This is a genomic window from Alcanivorax sp. DP30, assembly GCF_009882945.1.
In the GTDB taxonomy this organism is placed as follows: domain Bacteria; phylum Pseudomonadota; class Gammaproteobacteria; order Pseudomonadales; family Alcanivoracaceae; genus Alcanivorax.
This window is the reverse complement of sequence record NZ_WTUY01000003.1, coordinates 268,676-285,702: the sequence shown is the minus strand read 5'-3', so window position 1 is coordinate 285,702 and position 17,027 is coordinate 268,676. Positions and strand designations below refer to the sequence as shown.

The 17,027-nt window shown below is 58.1% G+C and carries 16 protein-coding genes; 10 read left to right on the top strand and 6 right to left on the bottom strand.

The window, feature by feature from the left end:
* Positions 1-68: 68 nt before the first annotated feature.
* The gene (locus GQF00_RS05675) at positions 69-1,010 is read right to left on the bottom strand and encodes a GGDEF domain-containing protein (RefSeq protein WP_202560398.1); all 942 of its coding nucleotides are present in this window, start codon (positions 1,008-1,010) and stop codon (positions 69-71) included.
* A 151-nt stretch (positions 1,011-1,161) separates the two neighbouring features.
* On the opposite strand from GQF00_RS05675, the gene ppc reads away from it, so the two are divergent.
* Positions 1,162-3,828: a phosphoenolpyruvate carboxylase gene (gene ppc, locus GQF00_RS05670; protein WP_161318189.1), complete on the top strand. Its 2,667-nt coding sequence runs from the start codon at positions 1,162-1,164 to the stop codon at positions 3,826-3,828.
* A 154-nt stretch (positions 3,829-3,982) separates the two neighbouring features.
* On the opposite strand, the gene GQF00_RS05665 is transcribed toward ppc, so the two are convergent.
* Positions 3,983-4,219 (bottom strand): CDGSH iron-sulfur domain-containing protein, encoded by a 237-nt coding sequence (locus GQF00_RS05665; protein WP_161318188.1) that lies wholly within the window; start codon positions 4,217-4,219, stop codon positions 3,983-3,985.
* 361 nt (positions 4,220-4,580) lie between these two features.
* Here GQF00_RS05665 and GQF00_RS05660 point away from each other — a divergent pair, with 361 nt between their 5' ends.
* From GQF00_RS05660 to GQF00_RS05620, 9 genes are all read left to right on the top strand, one after another.
* Positions 4,581-5,438 (top strand): GNAT family N-acetyltransferase, encoded by an 858-nt coding sequence (locus GQF00_RS05660; RefSeq protein WP_161318187.1) that lies wholly within the window; start codon positions 4,581-4,583, stop codon positions 5,436-5,438.
* A complete protein-coding gene (locus GQF00_RS05655) occupies positions 5,438-6,223 on the top strand; it encodes a 1-acyl-sn-glycerol-3-phosphate acyltransferase (RefSeq protein WP_161318186.1) in 786 nt (261 codons plus the stop codon). Before GQF00_RS05660 ends, GQF00_RS05655 begins: the two co-directional genes overlap by 1 nt.
* A 104-nt stretch (positions 6,224-6,327) precedes the next feature.
* A complete protein-coding gene (gene yeiP / locus GQF00_RS05650) occupies positions 6,328-6,894 on the top strand; it encodes an elongation factor P-like protein YeiP (RefSeq protein WP_161318185.1) in 567 nt (188 codons plus the stop codon).
* A 1-nt stretch (position 6,895) separates the two neighbouring features.
* The gene (locus GQF00_RS05645) at positions 6,896-7,984 is read left to right on the top strand and encodes an aminopeptidase (protein ID WP_161318184.1); all 1,089 of its coding nucleotides are present in this window, start codon (positions 6,896-6,898) and stop codon (positions 7,982-7,984) included.
* Positions 7,985-8,259: 275 nt separating this feature from the next.
* On the top strand, positions 8,260-9,081 hold the full coding sequence (locus GQF00_RS05640) for a rhomboid family intramembrane serine protease (protein ID WP_161318183.1): 822 nt from the start codon (positions 8,260-8,262) through the stop codon (positions 9,079-9,081).
* Positions 9,082-9,131: 50 nt separating this feature from the next.
* A complete protein-coding gene (locus tag GQF00_RS05635; protein WP_237440409.1) occupies positions 9,132-10,004 on the top strand; it encodes a TRAP transporter TatT component family protein in 873 nt (290 codons plus the stop codon).
* An 8-nt stretch (positions 10,005-10,012) separates the two neighbouring features.
* Positions 10,013-11,002, top strand: coding sequence for a TRAP transporter substrate-binding protein DctP (gene dctP / locus GQF00_RS05630; protein WP_161318182.1), 990 nt, complete (start codon positions 10,013-10,015; stop codon positions 11,000-11,002).
* On the top strand, positions 11,003-11,509 hold the full coding sequence (locus tag GQF00_RS05625; protein ID WP_161318181.1) for a TRAP transporter small permease: 507 nt from the start codon (positions 11,003-11,005) through the stop codon (positions 11,507-11,509).
* Positions 11,506-12,810 carry a TRAP transporter large permease gene (locus GQF00_RS05620; protein WP_161318180.1) on the top strand — a complete coding sequence of 435 codons (1,305 nt, stop codon included), beginning with the start codon at positions 11,506-11,508 and terminating at the stop codon, positions 12,808-12,810. The genes GQF00_RS05625 and GQF00_RS05620 overlap by 4 nt, the downstream gene beginning before the upstream one ends.
* A gap of 280 nt (positions 12,811-13,090) precedes the next feature.
* Here GQF00_RS05620 and GQF00_RS05615 read toward each other — a convergent pair whose 3' ends face one another.
* The 4 genes from GQF00_RS05615 to GQF00_RS05600 form a co-directional block, all read right to left on the bottom strand.
* Positions 13,091-13,858 (bottom strand): NYN domain-containing protein, encoded by a 768-nt coding sequence (locus GQF00_RS05615; RefSeq protein WP_161318179.1) that lies wholly within the window; start codon positions 13,856-13,858, stop codon positions 13,091-13,093.
* 362 nt (positions 13,859-14,220) lie between these two features.
* Positions 14,221-15,021: an SDR family oxidoreductase gene (locus tag GQF00_RS05610; RefSeq protein WP_161318178.1), complete on the bottom strand. Its 801-nt coding sequence runs from the start codon at positions 15,019-15,021 to the stop codon at positions 14,221-14,223.
* 13 nt (positions 15,022-15,034) lie between these two features.
* On the bottom strand, positions 15,035-15,916 hold the full coding sequence (locus GQF00_RS05605) for a fatty acid desaturase (RefSeq protein ID WP_161318177.1): 882 nt from the start codon (positions 15,914-15,916) through the stop codon (positions 15,035-15,037).
* A gap of 156 nt (positions 15,917-16,072) precedes the next feature.
* The gene (locus tag GQF00_RS05600; RefSeq protein WP_161318176.1) at positions 16,073-16,954 is read right to left on the bottom strand and encodes a fatty acid desaturase; all 882 of its coding nucleotides are present in this window, start codon (positions 16,952-16,954) and stop codon (positions 16,073-16,075) included.
* Positions 16,955-17,027 lie beyond the last annotated feature (73 nt).

Here is a 17,027-nt window from a genome sequence, read left to right as displayed (position 1 = left end):
CTCTTAAGCGCTTTCCAGCAGTTTACCGGTCTTGGATGCGCAGTTCTGTGAAGGAGTGTATTGGCGCGTCAGTGAATCGGTGCCGCATGGGCCAGCCAGTGGCCGTCCTCTTCGCTGGTACGTGCCATGCTCTGCTCCAGGTGGGCCAGCGCCTGTTCCAGCGCCACATTCCCGTCAGACAGGGTCATCAGGGCGGCACGCATGCCGGGATGGCGGTCCCGCAGGTCATTGAGCAGTTGTTCCGCGGCCGCGGTGGCAGTGCAAGGCAGCAATAGCGCCAGCTGGGTATCGTCATAGCGGGCGGCCACGTCGCTGCGGCGAATCCTCTGAGCCACCTGGTCAGACAGCTGTGGTAGCTCCCCATGCTGGATCAGCACCAGGGTTAGCGGGGAGGAAATCCGGTCATGCAGCGGCACCAGCCAGCCGGCGGTGCTGACCAGCGCTTCCCGGCTGATGAAGTCGGTGTCCGGGTCCCGCCAGGTCGCTTCCAGGGCGGCACGGGCCAGCACCTGATTGCGCCAGATCATCAGCCCAAAATACAGCATGCAGGCGCTCAGGGCCGCTGCGAGGAACAGGCTGGCGGAGCTGTCCGGGGTGGAGGCGTAGCTCAGCCGGATGGGCAAGACGATGGCCAGCATGACTTCTGCCGCCAACAGCATGATCAGAAATCGCTTGAGCCCATGCAGCAGGCCGTTACTGAGAACGGCCACAAAAAGCAGGGCCATGGTGGGTGGCGGACTGCCGGCATCCAGAAGCATGACGATACCCAGCGTCAGCAAATCCAGCGCAGAGGCAAAAGCGTCGCCATTGGCCGGTCGCCAGAACAGCAGGCCGAACTGCATGACCACGTAGGCGGAAAAAAGCAGCCAGGGCGTGGCCTGGGGCAGGGAGAAGTAAAATGTATCCGCGTTATGGAAATAGAATACCGCCAGTAATGCAAACAGCGCCCTGGCCAGATATTGCATAAGCACGACACCTTGGTCAGACGTGATGCGGCTTGTTGTGCTCATAATACTGCGTCCCTGTGACTGAGGCGCCTATGTTGCGATAGCCGGGCAGAGGAATAAAGATGTCTGCAGGGGTAATCTTGTTAAAACTGTTAGGTGAGTCGGTAAAACAGTCATAACAGGTCAAGATCTTTGTGTGTTTCAAGGAGGCAGTGTGGATCACAACGTCAATGCACCACTTCGGGACAATGTTCGTTTACTGGGCGATCTTCTCGGCGAATGTCTGCGCCAGCAGGCGGGAGACGGCCTTTATGAGACCATTGAGAGCATCCGTCAGGCCTCGGTGGCCACACGCAGTGAAAAAGGCGCGCCGTTGTCCACATTGAAGGATTTGTTGTCTCCGCTTGATGACGACACGCTGCTGGAAGTGGCCCGTGCCTTCAGCCAGTTTCTCAACCTGAGCAATATTGCCGAGCAACATCATCGCGAGCGTCTGCATCGTCAGCATCAGCGTTATCCCGGGGACCCCGGTGGGGACCAGGGGCTGCTGGATGTACTTGCACGGCTGAAACAGGAGGGCGTGCCGGATACGTTGCTGGCTGAAACCCTGCACAACCTCTCCGTGGAACTGGTGTTGACGGCCCACCCCACGGAAGTGACACGCCGTACCCTGATTCGCAAATACGACCAGATGGCCGATCTGCTCGGGGAACTGGACCGGTCTGATCTGAATGATGAGGAGCGTCGCAGCCTGCGGGCCCGTCTGCGTCGTGTCATTCTGGCCGCCTGGAGCACCGACGAAATCCGTCGTGAAAAACCCACGCCGGTGGATGAAGCCAAGTGGGGCTTCGCTACCATTGAACAATCCCTCTGGCAGGCGGTGCCGGACATGGTGCGCCAGCTGGAAACGCATCTGGCTGACCGTGGGCTGCCGTTGCCGCCGGCGGATTGGGCGCCGGTGAAGCTGGCATCCTGGATGGGGGGCGACCGGGACGGGAACCCGAATGTGACGGCAGCAGTGACCCGCGAGGTGTTGCTGCTGGCCCGCTGGATGGCAGCGGACCTGTATCTGCGTGATATCGAAAACCTGCTGGCGGACCTGTCCATGGAGGCAGCCAGTGACGCCTTGCTGGCGGTGACCGGTCCCAGCCACGAACCCTATCGGGTGCTGTTAAGGGAAGTTCGCACTCGACTCAAAGTTACCCGGCGCCAGTTGGAGGCGCAGGTGGACGGCTTGCCGGTGCCGGACGGGGACGGTTATCTGTTTCGCGAGCAATTGCTCGAGCCATTGATGCTCATTGACCAGTCCCTGCGTGAAATCGGGCTGGCGGATATCGCCAATGGTGATCTGAAAAATACCCTGCGCCGCCTCAACTGCTTTGGCATCACCCTCCTGCGGCTGGATATCCGCCAGGAATCCACCCGGCACAGTGATGCCCTGGATGCCATCACCCGTTATCTGCAGCTGGGTAGCTATCATCAGTGGGATGAGGATCAGCGTCAGGCATTCCTCATTGATGAACTTCAGGCGCGCCGCCCACTCATTGATGCGGCGTTTCGGCGCAGTGAGGAGTGCACGGGCGAAGTGGGAGAGGTGCTGGATACCTGCGCGGTGATTGCCGAGCAGGGGGGAGAAGGGCTGGGCGCCTACGTGATTTCCATGGCGACCACGCCGTCGGATGTGCTGGCGGTGATGTTGCTGCAGAAAATCGCCGGGGTCAGTGAGCCCATGCGAGTGGTGCCGTTGTTCGAAACCCTGGCGGACCTGGACGGTGCCGAACATACCATGCGTGCCCTGATGGACATTCCTTTCTACAGGGAACGGGTGTCGCAGGGCCAGGAAGTGATGATTGGCTATTCCGACTCAGCCAAGGATGCCGGCTTCCTGGGGGCCGCCTGGGCGCAATACCGTGCCCAGGAAACCCTTACCGCCCTGTTTGCCAGTCACAAGATTCCATTGACCCTGTTCCACGGTCGTGGCGGATCCATTTCCCGCGGCGGCGCGCCTTCGCGCATGGCCTTGTTGTCACAGCCTCCGGGCTCGGTGGCGGGACGTATTCGTGTGACGGAACAGGGCGAGGTGATTCGTTTCAAATACGGACGCCCGGCGGTGGCTGTGTTCAACCTGTCCCAGTACGTGGCAGCCACCCTGGAAGCCACCCTGCTGCCACCCTGCACACCGGAACCGGCCTGGCGGGAGCAGATGCAGACACTTACCGATGTGTCGGTGGCGGGCTATCGCAGTGTGGTGCGTGACGAGCCGGAGTTGGTGCGTTACCTGCGAACCGTCACTCCGGAAACCGAGCTGTCGCGGTTGGCGTTAGGCAGCCGTCCGGCGCGGCGCAAGCAGGATGCGGGCATCGGTTCCTTGCGAGCCATTCCCTGGGTGTTCGCCTGGACACAAATCCGTCTCATGCTGCCTGCCTGGCTGGGCACCGGCGGAGCCCTGGAAGAAGCCCTCGCAGATAGCGAACAGGCGGCCAGGGTGCGGGACATGGCCGATCGCTGGCCGTTCTTCCAGGGGGTGGTGGACATGCTGGAAATGGTACTGGCCAAGGCGGATCTCAATGTGGCGTCCTGGTATGAACAACGACTGGCCGGGAACGATGAAGGTCTGCAACAACTTGGCGAGGTACTGCGGGACCGGCTAACGTCCTGTGTGGCGGCTTTGAGTGGTCTGACGGGCCGGGAGGATCTGCTGGAGAATAACCCGGTCATGCGCTGGTCCATTCGCGTGCGCGACCCCTACACCGATCCCCTGCACCTTCTTCAGGCGGAACTGATGGCGCGGCTGCGTGGCCAGGACGGCGACGAAACCCTGGAAAGTGCCTTGATGGTGACGATTGCGGGCATCGCGGCGGGGCTGCGAAACACCGGTTAAAGCAATGAATCGTTAATGAGTCATAATTAATGGCTGCGCGTTAGCGTCATGCCGGTTTTTGAAAGGGTTGAGGCCGCGTCCGAATTTGGACGCGGCCTCCTTGACTCTGTTTCTACCTTTTCCACACGCGTCACTATTCATTATTCACTGTGGATTATTCATTGATCTTGCTGTGGCTTCCATCGCACACCATCCCTTTCCTGCTGCGTTTGCAGCCACAGAAAAACACGATGCAGTCTTTCTTCGCGGTGAAAGCTTCGGGCTTGAAGTTGGTGCCTTTATGACTGCCATCGCACCAAGGTTGGTTGGTGCTTTTGCCGCAAGAACACCAGTGCACGGTTTCGCCTTTTTTTACTGGCAAGGGGTAGGGCCACCGAACGGGTTTATCCATACAAGAATCCAGTTTTAGATTCGACTTTGGCTTGAACGCTAACACATCTCGGCGGAGATGCCCTGAGGCATTTCCGCTCTACGGTAAGGCTTACTCTGCAGGGATTGGAGTGCTACGAAGGTAACAGCCGAAGGGTGAGCGTAACTCGTAACTCGCTGCGCTCGGTTCGTCCCTCGAGAGGAACTCCTGCAAAACATTCGCAAAGCATGCCGCCCCGTGGGGCGCGGACTCTTCCGCCACCACCAGCGCCTGACGTGCAGCTATTAACTGCTGTCGATCCTGTCTTGGAAATGTCACCCAAACGTCATTGGCTTGCCATGGCGCAATACGACACTGCGACAAACTACCAGTGGAGTACGCCATGCTTGCGCAAGCGGCAGGAAAGATAAAAGCACTGAGCCCGCAACTCAAGGATGCCCTGGCCCGGCCTTTCGTAGCCACCGCGGACATTCTGCGTTTTCCCCGTGAGTTGCGCGACCTGAACGAGGCAGAGGGCCAAACCCGTTTCACTGCCTATTTCACCCGTTCTCGCCGGGAGATCATCAAGGTACAGCGCATGCGCTACCGGATCTTCTCTGAGGAATATGGCGCCAGTTTCAGTGCCCCGTTCGGTCTGGATCGGGATCGCTATGATCGCCACTGTCTGCACCTGGTGGTCAAGGATACCCGCAGCGGTGAAATCGTGGGTTACACCCGCGTATTGCCCGGCGACCGCCTGCATCGTACCGGGGGCTTTTACTCCAGTGGCGAGTTTGATCTGAGCATGCTGCAGGGGTTGGAAGGGCGGCTGGCGGAAATTGGTCGCACCTGTATTCACCCGGCCCACCGTAATGGGGCAGTGATTACCGTGCTGTGGGCACGGCTTGCCCAGTACATGATCGAGAATGACATCCGTTATCTGCTGGGTTGTGCCAGCATCGCCCTGGGTGAGGGCTACAATGTGGCGGGTATCTGGCAGCGCATCAATGACAAGCATCTGAGCGCGGGAGCCCATCGTGTTGTCCCTCATCTCAAGCTGGAAAAACTGCCTGGAGAGCGCGACGACAGCGTAAAAATGCCGCCGCTGCTGAAAGCCTACGTGCGAATGGGGGCGCAGGTCTGTGGTGAGCCGTGCTGGGATCCGGATTTCAATTGCCTGGATTTCTTCGTGCTGATGGACGTGAATGACCTGCCTGCCCGCTATGTGCAGCATTTTATGCAGCCGGCCCAGGCGGTGTGATGTCAGGCGAGAGTCTGGCAGCACAGGCACAGATTCAAGGCGGTATCTTGCCTCAGATACGTCGCTCTATTCGCGTTGTTCTGATCATCTTGCATCTGGCCTGGGGGTTTTTGCTGGCCCTGATGCTGGGTGCCTTCTGGGCGCCGCAGCAGCCCCGGGTGCTGGCGGCAAAACAGCGCTGGTGTCAGCGCTTCCTGCGCATTCTGGGGGTTGAGCTGACGGTGACCGGCACGGCCCAGGGTGGCAGTGTTTTCCTGGTAAGCAACCATGTGTCCTGGCTGGATATCCCGGTGATTGCCAGCCAGCGGCATCTCTACTTTCTTTCCAAGGCAGAAGTGGGCGATTGGCCCCTGATCGGGCACCTGGCGCGCGCCGTGGGGACCCTGTTCATCAAGCGGGGCAGCGGTGAGTCCAGTAACAAGGCAAAGGAAATTGCCTGCCGACTGCAGCAGGGCCATACCGTATTGGTATTCCCGGAAGGAACGACTACCGATGGCGCTAACTTGCGACGTTTTTTCCCGCAGCTGTTCGACGCGCCATTACTGGCAGGGGTGCCGGTACAGCCTCTGGCAATTCGCTATCTGGACAGTATGGGTGCGCCGGACCTGTCAATGGCGTTTGTCGGCGATGATGCATTTCATCTTCACCTTTGGAGTATGTTGCTGCGCCGGGATATTCGTATCCGGCTGCATTTTTGTGAGGTGCTGGCTGCGGAAGGGGATCGCAAGGTACTTTGCAACACAACCCGGGAAAGCATTGGGCAGCAACTCAAGATTTCAAAATGATCCGCTCCGGCCTGTCGGCGGTTTCACGGAAACGGCCTGAGCTGCAGCTTGCGGGGTGGGTTTGTTGTAGCATTGGCGCATCGTAATTTCAGGAACGCATTTCCATGACCCGCGCCAGTGAATTGAAGAAATCCGACGTTATCGAAGTCAACGGCACGCTCTATGCCATCCGCCAGATCGAAGTGCAGTCACCGTCTGCCCGTGGGGCGGCGACGTTGTATCGGGTAAAAGCCAGTGCAGTGGGGGGTGGGCCCAAGTTTGAAGAGCGCTTCAAGGGGGATGAGGATGTCACCACGGTGGAGCTGCTGCGCCGGCCGGTGCAGTTTTCCTATGTGGACGGCGATGATTACATCTTCATGGATAATGAGGATTTCTCCCAGTATCTGCTCAAGCAGGACGACATCAGCGACGAGCTGGCTTTCATCACCGAAGACACTGAAGGGGTGCTGGCCCTGAAGGTGGAAGATGCCGTGATAGGCCTGGAATTGCCGGCGTCGGTGGTGCTGGAGGTGACGGAAACCGCCCCGGCCATGAAGGCGGCGTCGGCGTCTGCCCGCACCAAGCCCGCCACCCTGAACACGGGGCTGGTAGTACAGGTACCGGAATACATCGTGGAAGGCGAAAAAGTGCGGGTAAATACCGCCGAACGCAAATTCATGTCCCGGGCCTGATATGCGGCGTTATGCCGGGCTATTGCTGCTTACCCTGCCTGTGTTGCTGGCAGGCTGTCAGCTGGGCTACTACAGCCAGGCGGTGAGTGGGCATCTCTCCCTGATGGGCAAGCGCGAGGCCGTTGAAGACGTGCTGGCGAACCCGGACACGCCTCATGAGTTGGCGGACAAGCTGACCTTCAGTCAGCAGGTGATAGCCTGGGCGGGCACCAATCTGGATCTCCCCGCCGAAGATGTCTATCACCAGTACGTGGCCCTGGAGCAGGATGCGGTAGTCTGGAATGTACTGGCCGCACCGCACTGGTCGCTAACCCCCAAGACCTGGTGTTACCCGATGCTGGGTTGTGTCAGCTACCGTGGGTATTTCGACCGTGAACGGGCTGAGTCCGAAGCCGCGACTTTGGCTGAAGACGGCATGGATACCTGGGTAGGGGGAGCCATCGCCTATTCCACGCTGGGCTGGTTTGCCGATCCGCTCACTACGCCCATGCTGAATCGCTCCCGCCCGGCGTTGGCCGAGTTGTTGATCCACGAACTTACCCATCGGCGCATTTATATCGCTGACGATACCCGTTTCAATGAATCCCTGGCCACCCTGGTGGGCCGGGAAGGCGCGCTGGCGTTTTTTAAGGAGCAGGGGATCGTTCTGGACCAAACTGCTCTGGCCCAGCAGGACAGGGCGGAGCGGGCGTTTCTCGCTATCATCGATGATACCCGCCAGGCGCTGTCGGAACTGTACGCCAGCGGACAAGCCCCGGAAGCACTGGCAGCAGGCAAGAGTCGCATTCAGCAGCAGGCCCGAGAGCGTTTTCAGCAGGAACAGGCCTCGCTACCTGCCCTGGCGGGGTACCAGGGCTTTTTCGACGGTCCGTTGAACAACGCCCAGTTGAACGGTGTCAGTGACTATAATGGCTATGTCCCGGCATTTGCCCGGTTACTGGATCAGTGCCAGCGAGACTGGGACTGTTTCTGGCAGCAGGTGGATAATCTGTCTGATCTGACCGACCAACAACGTAAACAGGCATTAGGGCCTGTTAAGGCTACCGAAATGGTACCTGCTGAGTCCCAGAATTCGCCAATCCAGACATGAGGAGTGATGTTTGGTTTTTCCAAATGAATGACGAATAACGACGAGTGGTGGATTTGACTCCGCGCAAGCGCTCCGCCCTTCGGGCCAGCCTTCGGCTGTTCACTGCGCAGGCTTGTTGGGGTTCAACCCGAAGGGCTGATCCCTTTTCCCGCTCATCAGCGCCATCCGATGTTTATGTAGAATGACTACACGACACATCGGCTGACACTACTGGACAAAAAAGTGCATTCAGCTGGTGCTTTTTCGGTAGTTTTAACAGGCCCTATAGGACTTTCATGGAACTGATTCGCACCCCACAACCCGAGCTGGCTGATCTGATACAGCACACCCTGACCCGAAACGGCTTCACGGTGGAGCGCAGAGAGGAAGATGACCAGCAGGTGTTGTCGATCCCCGATGCGCATCAGTACCCCCATGCCCGTCAACTGGTTCAGGAACTGATCGGTGATCTCAAGCGCCAGCAGGGGAAGGAGATCGTTGAGCCCCTGACCGGTCGCCCCCAACCGTTGTTGTCCGGTGGCTGGCTGGCCAGCATGGGCTGGGTCACCAAGTCCATTCTGGTGATTTGTGCGGTGATCTTCCTGACCCCCTGGCTAATGGGCGACGGCATTTACCGGGCGCTGATGTTTCCGGAGTCCCTGTCGGCGCTGTCATCCCAACCATGGCGGCTTGTGAGCCCCATGCTGCTGCATTTTTCCCTTCTGCATATTCTGTTCAACCTGCTGTGGTGGGCAGATCTGGGGCGGTTGATTGAGCGCTTTCAGTCCCCCGGACAGCTGTTGATGGTGACGATGGTGACGTCGGCGGTGGCCAATGTGGCCCAGTTCCTGACCAGTGGCCCCTTGTTTGGCGGGCTTTCCGGTGTGGTTTATGGCCTATTGGGGTATCTGTGGATCTACGGGCGAATCAATCCGGGGGCCGGCTATGCCCTGCGCCGTGAAATCGTGATTTTCATGCTGGCCTGGATGGTTATCTGTTTTGTCGGTCTGTCCGGTGTGGTGGCCAATGCGGCCCATCTGGCCGGGCTGGTCAGTGGCTGCGTGTTAGGTGCCATTTTCGGCATGATTCGGCGTGCCTCAGGGAATGACGCGGTTTGAGTTACCCCTGTGGGGCTGCTATAAAGACAGCCAAATTAGAGGTCATAATAATGAAAGGAATAGGGCGGCCTATGCAGTGGCGCTTCCTCAAGGGGCTGGTTCCCGCTTTTCTCTTCGCATCGGTATTTACACTTCAGGGCTGTTCCCTGGCGCGGGTCGATGACAACCTGCCATACGGTGTTCTGAACAATAACGACCTGCAGCTGGTGGAAGAGGGGTTGCCCACTTACCTGTTAATGGTGGACGGGCTGATTGAAAACTGGCCGGAGAGCGAATCCCTGCTGGCCAGTGGTGCCGATCTTTACGGTGCCTATGCCGGTTTGTTTGTGAAGGAGCCAGAGCGAGCTCGCAAGCTCAGCAACAAGGCCCTGGATTACGCTTTCCGTTCCGCCTGTGCCCGTGATGGTGACTACTGCGATCTGCGTGGTCTGAGCGTCCCGGATTTTGAAGCATTGCTGGACGATGCCAGCAAGAATGATGTGCCCATGTTGTTCACCCTGGGCAGTGCCTGGGCAGGATACATCCAGCAGAACACCAGCGACTGGAACGCGGTGGCCGAGCTGGGCCGCGTGGAAGCCATCATGGATCGTGTGGTGGAACTGGACGAAGGTTATCAGTACGGCCAGGCGCACATGTATCTGGGGGTACTCAACAGCATTTTGCCGGCTTCACTGGGCGGCAAGCCGGACAAGGCCCGTGAACATTTCGAGCAGGCGGTTAGCCTCTCGGAAGGCAAGAACCTGCTGGCCCCGGTGCTTTACGCAGAAAAATACGCGCGGCTGGTCTTTGACCGGGAACTGCATGATCGCCTGCTCAATGAGGTGCTCGCGGCAGACCCCGATGTTCATGGCCTGACCTTGCAAAATACCTATGCGCAGCAAGAGGCTGAAGCCCTGCTTGCCGACGCGGATGAATATTTCTAGGAGCTGATATGTTGCGTCTTGCGACGGTACTGGTAGCCCTGCTGCCGCTGGTGGCCACCGCCGCCACCACCCTGAAGATTTCCACTCTGTACCCGGATGGCACCACCATCGTTACCGGGCTGAAGGATGCCGGCAAGGAGATTGCCGAGAAGACCGAAGGGCGGGTGAAACTGAAGATCTACCCCGGTGGCGTCATGGGTGATGACCGGGCGGTGGAGCGCAAGATCCGTATCGGCCAGCTGCACGGCCAGATCGCCCAGGGCGGCGCCTTCGCCTCTGCCTACAAGGACAGCCAGATCCTCAACGTACCGCTGGCGTTCAACAACTATGACGAAGTCGATGCGGTCCGCGCCGAGCTGGATCCGGAAATCCAGAAAGGCCTGGAAGAGGGCGGCTGGGTCAGCTTTGGCCTGATTGATGGTGGCTTTGCCTACGTGATGTCTGAAAAGCCGGTGCGTAGCCTGGACGACCTGCGTAGCCAGAAGCTGTGGCTGCCGGCCAACGATGAAGCGTCTGCCAAGGCCGCCAAGGCATTTGAGCTGTCGCCCATCATGCTTAACATTGGCGCAGTGCTGACCTCCCTGCAGACCGGGGCCGTGAACGCTTTCGCTGCACCGCCGGTGGCTGCCCTGACCCTGCAGTGGTACTCCCGCGTGAACAACGTGACCGACATGCCACTGCTGTACACCTTTGGCCTGCTCGGTATTCACAAGAAATACTTCAACCGGCTCAGCCCGGCAGATCAGAAAACCGTTCACGAAGTCCTGGAAGCCACCTTTGCCAAGCTGGATGCCGATAGTCGCGAGGAAAACCTGAGCGCTTTTGCCGCCGTTCAGCAGCAAGGGCTCACAGTGGTGAAACCCTCTGATGAGCAGTTCAAGGAGTGGAAGAAATACGCAGATCGCGCCACTGCGGAACTGGTAGAGGAAGGTGAAATCAGCCAGGCCATGCTGGATCGGCTCAATGCCATTCTGGCCAAGCAGCGTGAAGGGCAGTAAATGACCGGTTTTCTGGGCGGCTTGCACCGCACCCTCCACCGCATCGAGGACGGCCTTATCGTGGCCGTCCTTTTGTTTATGATCCTGCTGGCGGTGGCGCAGATTGTGCTGCGTAATTTCTTTGGTACCAGCCTGGTGTGGATCGAGCCGTTACTGCAGAACGCGGTGCTCTGGATAGGCCTGCTTGGCGCCATGATAGCCTCGCGCAAGGATGAACACATCCGCATTGATGTGGCTTCCACCCTGCTGCCGGAAAAGTACCACCACTTCCTGACCACGGCGGTGGATCTGTTCACCGCCTTTATCTGTGTACTGGTGGCCTGGTACAGCGTGGGTTTCGTCATCGAGGAATATGAATACGCCAGCCCGGCCTTCGGCAGCGTGCCCAGCTGGATCCTGCAGGCCATTATCCCGGTGGGCTTCTCGGTGATGGCGCTGCGCTATGTGTCCCTGTTTGCGCTGGGCCTGCTGGGCAAGCGGCCGAAGATGCAGGAGCCGGTTGCATGATTACTCTTGCTGTCCTCCTGCTAATCCTGCTCGCCCTGATGGGGGCGCCGCTCTACGCCATTATTCTGGGTGCTGCCGCTCTGGGGTTTTATACCCTGGAGATTGAGCTGGCAGTGTTGCATATCGATATTTACCAGCTGAGCAACTCGGTGGTATTGATGGCGCTGCCATTGTTTACCTTTGCCGGCTTTTTGCTTAGTGAGTCGAAAACCGCCGATCGCATGCTACGCCTCAGCCAGGCCGCCTTCGGCTGGATGCCTGGTGGCATGGCGTTTGTGTCGCTGATTGCCTGTGCCTTCTTCACTGCGCTCACCGGGGGTTCCGGTGTCACCATTGTGGCGCTGGGTGCCTTGCTGTTGCCGGCGCTGGTGAAGGGCAATTACCCGGAGCGCTTCAGCCTCGGTCTGGTGACCTCCTCGGGCAGCCTGGGTCTGTTGTTGGTGCCGTCGGTACCCTTGTTGATTTACGGCATCATTGCCCAGCAGATGTCTCAGCAGCTGGATATGCCGCCGGTGGAGATCGTCGATTTGTACCTGGCCGGGCTGGTGCCGGCGCTGCTGATGATCGTGTTGCTGTACGGCTATTGTGTCTGGGCGACTCGTGGGGCGGCCAAGGCCGGACACCCGATTCCCCGTCAGGCCTTCGATTTCCGTGAGCTGGTGGATGCACTCTGGGAGGCCCGCTGGGAACTGCCCCTGCCGGTGGTGGTGCTGGGGGGGATTTTCTCCGGCTTCCTGGTGGTGAGCGAAGCAGCGGCGGTGACAGCGCTGTATGTGTTGGTGGCCGAGGTGTTCCTGTATCGGGAGATCTCCCTGCGCAAGCTGCCGTCGATCATGCGGGATTCCATGATCATGGTGGGTGGCATTCTGCTGATTCTGGCGGTGGCGCTGGCCTTTACCGATTATCTGGTTTACGCCGGTGTGCCGGAGAAGCTGTTTGATCTGATTCAGACCCATGTGGAAAGCAAGATTGCCTTCCTGATCCTGCTCAACATCCTGCTGTTGTTGCTGGGCGCCTTGCTGGATATCTTCGCCGCTCTGGTGATCATGGTGCCGCTGATCCTGCCGGTGGCCCTGCGCTATGGCATCGACCCGGTTCACCTGGGGGTGATCTTTGTGGCCAACATGCAGATCGGTTACATCACGCCACCGGTGGGGATGAACCTGTTCATCGCCAGCTATCGCTTCAAGAAACGCGTCACCGAACTGTTTGCCTCCACGATTCCGTTCATGTTGGTGCTGATCGTGGCGCTGCTGATGATCACCTATATCCCGCAGTTGAGTTTGTGGTTGGTACGCTAAAAGGCAATTAATAGTTAATAATGAATAGCTGCGCGAGCGAAGCGTGGCGAACACGGAGAAGAAAGAGGCCGCGACCAGGAACTGGGTGCGGCCTCTTTCGTTTGGACGAACTGTAGGAGCGGCGCTAGAGCCGAGAATAAAAAGTTTCGAGTTACGAGAAGCGAGTTTCGAAAACCAAAACCCCGGTTCTCGCAGGTGTGATTTTTGATCTTGCCTTTCGCAACTCGCTACCGCTCGATTCGCACCTCAAGTGGTGCTCCTGCAGAACGATTTCGTGGGTTTACTTGCGAAGGGCTTTGACGAGAATTCCTTTGCCGGGTCCGTTTTTGACTTCGAACCATTTTGGATAGGCGCGTAGCAGGTCGCTGAGTTTTTTGTGGCCATAGAGGCGTGTGTCGAAGTCCGGTTGGCGTTTGCTCATTAGCTGTCCCACGGTACCAAGATTGGCCCAGTCGTCTTCGTCGCCAATGGAGTCGATGACATTGGCGATCAACTGCAATGGTGGCGGGTCTTTCCTGACTGGCTTGGGAGTGGCCTCTGCCGGTGCTTCTTTGCTTTCATCCTGTTCCGGGCTGTGATCAGAGCGAAGTACCTCTGTGCGGATGAACTTGTCGCAGGCTGCCACAAAGGGTTCAGGTGTCTTTTCTTCTCCGAACCCATAAACCATTAACCCTTCTTCTCTGAGTCGTGCTGCCAGCCGGGTGAAATCACTGTCGCTGGAGACGATGCAGAAGCCATCAAGCTGCTTGGTATAGAGAAGATCCATGGCATCAATGATCATGCTGCTATCGGTGGCATTTTTCCCCTTGGTGTAGGCGAATTGTTGAACGGGCTGTACGGAATGTTTGAGCAGTACTTCTTTCCAGCCTCCAAGGTTGGGTGCGGTCCAGTCACCGTAAATGCGCTTCACACTTGCCGTGCCGTATTTGGCAATTTCCTCAAACAGGCCGTCGATGATCTTTGCTGAAGCATTATCAGCATCAATCAATACGGCAAGTGACGCGTGATCTGGATCAGACGCTCTCTGGGTTTCATACCTGATTGTCATGGTTCTTCCCTGTTGTTCGCGGTGTTTAGCTTAGCTTACCTGAACAAGTTTCCATAACGATCAGATGTCTCCGCTAGCGATGATAACTTGGGGGATATTTGGCCTGGCTGTAGGAGAATCTCTTGAGGTGCGAATCGAGCGGTTGCGAGAAGCGAGTTTCGATTTACGAAAGACGAACATCAAAAAGCAAACCCTCGAGTCTTGGAATGTTGGGTTCTCGAAACTGATTTGTTCGCACCTCAAGAGGAGCTCCTACAGCTCCAGACAGGCTTTCCCTGACCAAAAGAGGCCGCTCCCGATGCCTGGCGCGGCCTCTTTCTTTTCCGTGTTCGCCACGCTTCGCTCGCGCAGCTATTAACTATTCACTGCTCTTTTAATGCCTTCTTGTGCACAAGCGCCGCCATGGTGCGCAGTGGCATGGTGCGGATCCAGATGCTTTGCAGGGTGACGGACAGGTTGGGGAGAGCGAAAACCTTCTTTTGATTGAGCGCCTTGTAGCCGGCGATAGCTACGTCTTCCGGGGTATCGATCTGGGCAGAAACGAACTTGGTGATGCCGCTGGACGACGCATGTTGGCCCTGTGCCGTGTCCAGGAAAGCGGTCCTGGTGGTGCTGGGGCAGAAGCAGGTCACCTGCACGCCATAGGGCTTCAACTCTTCATGCAGGGACGCACTGAAGTTGATCACGAAAGCCTTGCTGGCGCTGTAAGCGGCAAAGAACGGCATGGGGCAGAATCCGGCCAGCGAGCCAATGTTCATGATCTGGCCGGCGCCGCGGGTTTTCATGCGGTTGCCGACCAGCATGCACAGTTTGGTCAGCAGGATGTTGTTCAGGGTAAGCATGCGCTCCAGCTTTTTGCTGTCCTGTTCCACATGCTCGCCCATCATGCCGAAGCCCACATTGTTGAGCAGTACATCCAGCTCGATGCCTTCCTTGTCCAGCCACTCCACCATACGTTCTGCCGCATCGGGCTCAGACAGGTCCATCTGCACGCCGTGGTATTCCACGTTTGCGCGCTGGGTTTTCAGGGCTTTGCCCAGATCGTCCAGTTCGTCCTGCAGCAAGCTGAAGACCACGATGCGATAACCATCGTTGTTGAACAGCTTGCAGAATTCACGGCCGATACCGCCGGCGCCGCCGGTGATCAGTACGGTTCTTGTCATTGTTGTTCTCCTGTCAGGCGCGGGCCTGGTCACCTTGTTCTTTGGGGCCCAAATCAAAGGGGCCAATAATCATGCTGCCGGAGTGCTTGCGGTGATACGCCTCGCGGGCCTTCCACACCTTGCCATAGCGGTAGAACGGTACGGTGGGGTAGAGGTGATGCACCAGGTGGTAGTTCTGGTACATCAGGACCGGGGTGAGCAGCCATTCCCAGCCCATGCGCATCAGAGAGGTAGTGTTCGGGTTCTCGTCCTGGCGGCCGGTGTGCGGATAGTGCGGCAGCACCATGAATACCAGACACATCAGGAAGAACGAGAAGTAGGACGGAATCAGCCACAGCATCAGGGTGACATAGGGTTGCCAGATGAACAGGGCGGTCAGTGCCACTACCGCCACAATCAGTTCCCGGCGAATCTCGGACACAGCCACATTGGGCAGTTTTTCCGGGTTGCGCATGAAGTTGATCAGATAGATGAAAGGCCAGAAACCCCACAGCGGCATGGTCCACAGGCTACTGGCCATCCAGTGATCCGGGTCTTTGTCGGGATCATTGGCAAAACGGTGATGATGCATGTGCATGATGCGGAACAGTTTGCCCTTGCCAAATGGCACCGCCACAAAGGTGGCAATGGAAAGGATCAGGTCGTTGTGTTCGGACTTCTGGGCAGCGGCACGGTGAATGGCTTCGTGGGCCGGGGTGAACATCACATAGCCGGAAATGCTGTTGATGATCAGCCCCACCCAGGCAGGCCAGTAGCCACCAATGACCATTACCCAGCTGGCGATATTGGCAGCGTGGGACAGCACCATCAGCGTAATGGTGGGCCAGGCGAACTTCGGGGAAACCTTCAGTTTGGCCAGGGTCTTGAGTGCTTCTGTTTCGTTTGTTGTCGTCATGGGCAGTCTTCCTGCATGGTTCAGATACACAGTGTTTACTGTGGCGCCTGGCTTGTTAAGCACGGAAATTGCCAAACGGGGGATAAATACTGTCACCTGATGCGCCGGATCAGCGCGGGGGAAAACGGGCGGCGAGTTGCCGCCCGGAAACGGGAATCAGAGTGATGGGCGGGAGGTGCCGGTTTCTGACGTTTTCGGCCCCAGTCCAAACGGCCCGATGATCATGTCACCGGAGTGAGCCAGATGGTGGGCTTCCCGGGCTTTCCAGATCTTGCCGTAACGGTAGAACGGTGCGGTGGGGTAGAGATGGTGGACCAGGTGGTAGTTCTGGAACATCAGCACCGGAGTGAGCCACCATTCCTGGCCCATGCGCATCAGGGCGGTGGTATTCGGGTCTTCATCCTGGCGGCCGGTATGCGGGTAATGCGGCAGTACCATGAATACCAGGCACATCAGGAAGAACGCGAAGTAGGTGGGGATCAGCCAGAGCGTCAGCATGTAATAGGGCGTCAGCACGATCAGCGTGCCGAAGATCGCGGCAGCGATGACGATTTCACGCACAATTTCCGACACCTTCACATTTGGCAGCAGCGCGGGGTTGCTCAGGAACTTGTAGAGGTAAAGGTACGGCCAAAGCCCCCATAGCGGCATGGTCCACAGGCTGCTGGCCATCCAGTGATCCGGGTCGTTCTCCGGGTCATTGGCAAAGCGGTGATGTCGCATGTGCAGCAGGCGGAACAGCTTGCCCTTGCCGAACGGCACTGCCACAAAGGTGGCAGCCGACAGGATGAAGTCATTGTGTTCAGACTTTTGTGCGGCGGCACGGTGAATCGCTTCGTGCGCAGGTGTGAACAGCGCGTAGCCGGCAACACTGTTGACCACCATACCCAACCAGACTGGCCAGATCCCCATGGGGACCAGCGCCCAGGTGAGGGCGATGGTGGCCAGAGAGCCGACCAGTATGGCGATGGTGGGCCACGCCAACGGCGGTGACACTTTCAATTGGGCCAGGTCGTTGTTGTTATCCAGGTTACTCATTGCGCCAGTCTCCAGTGGTGCTTCTCTCCAGTGTTGCCTGAAAGCGGGTGCTGGATAAGCGCGGATGCTGACA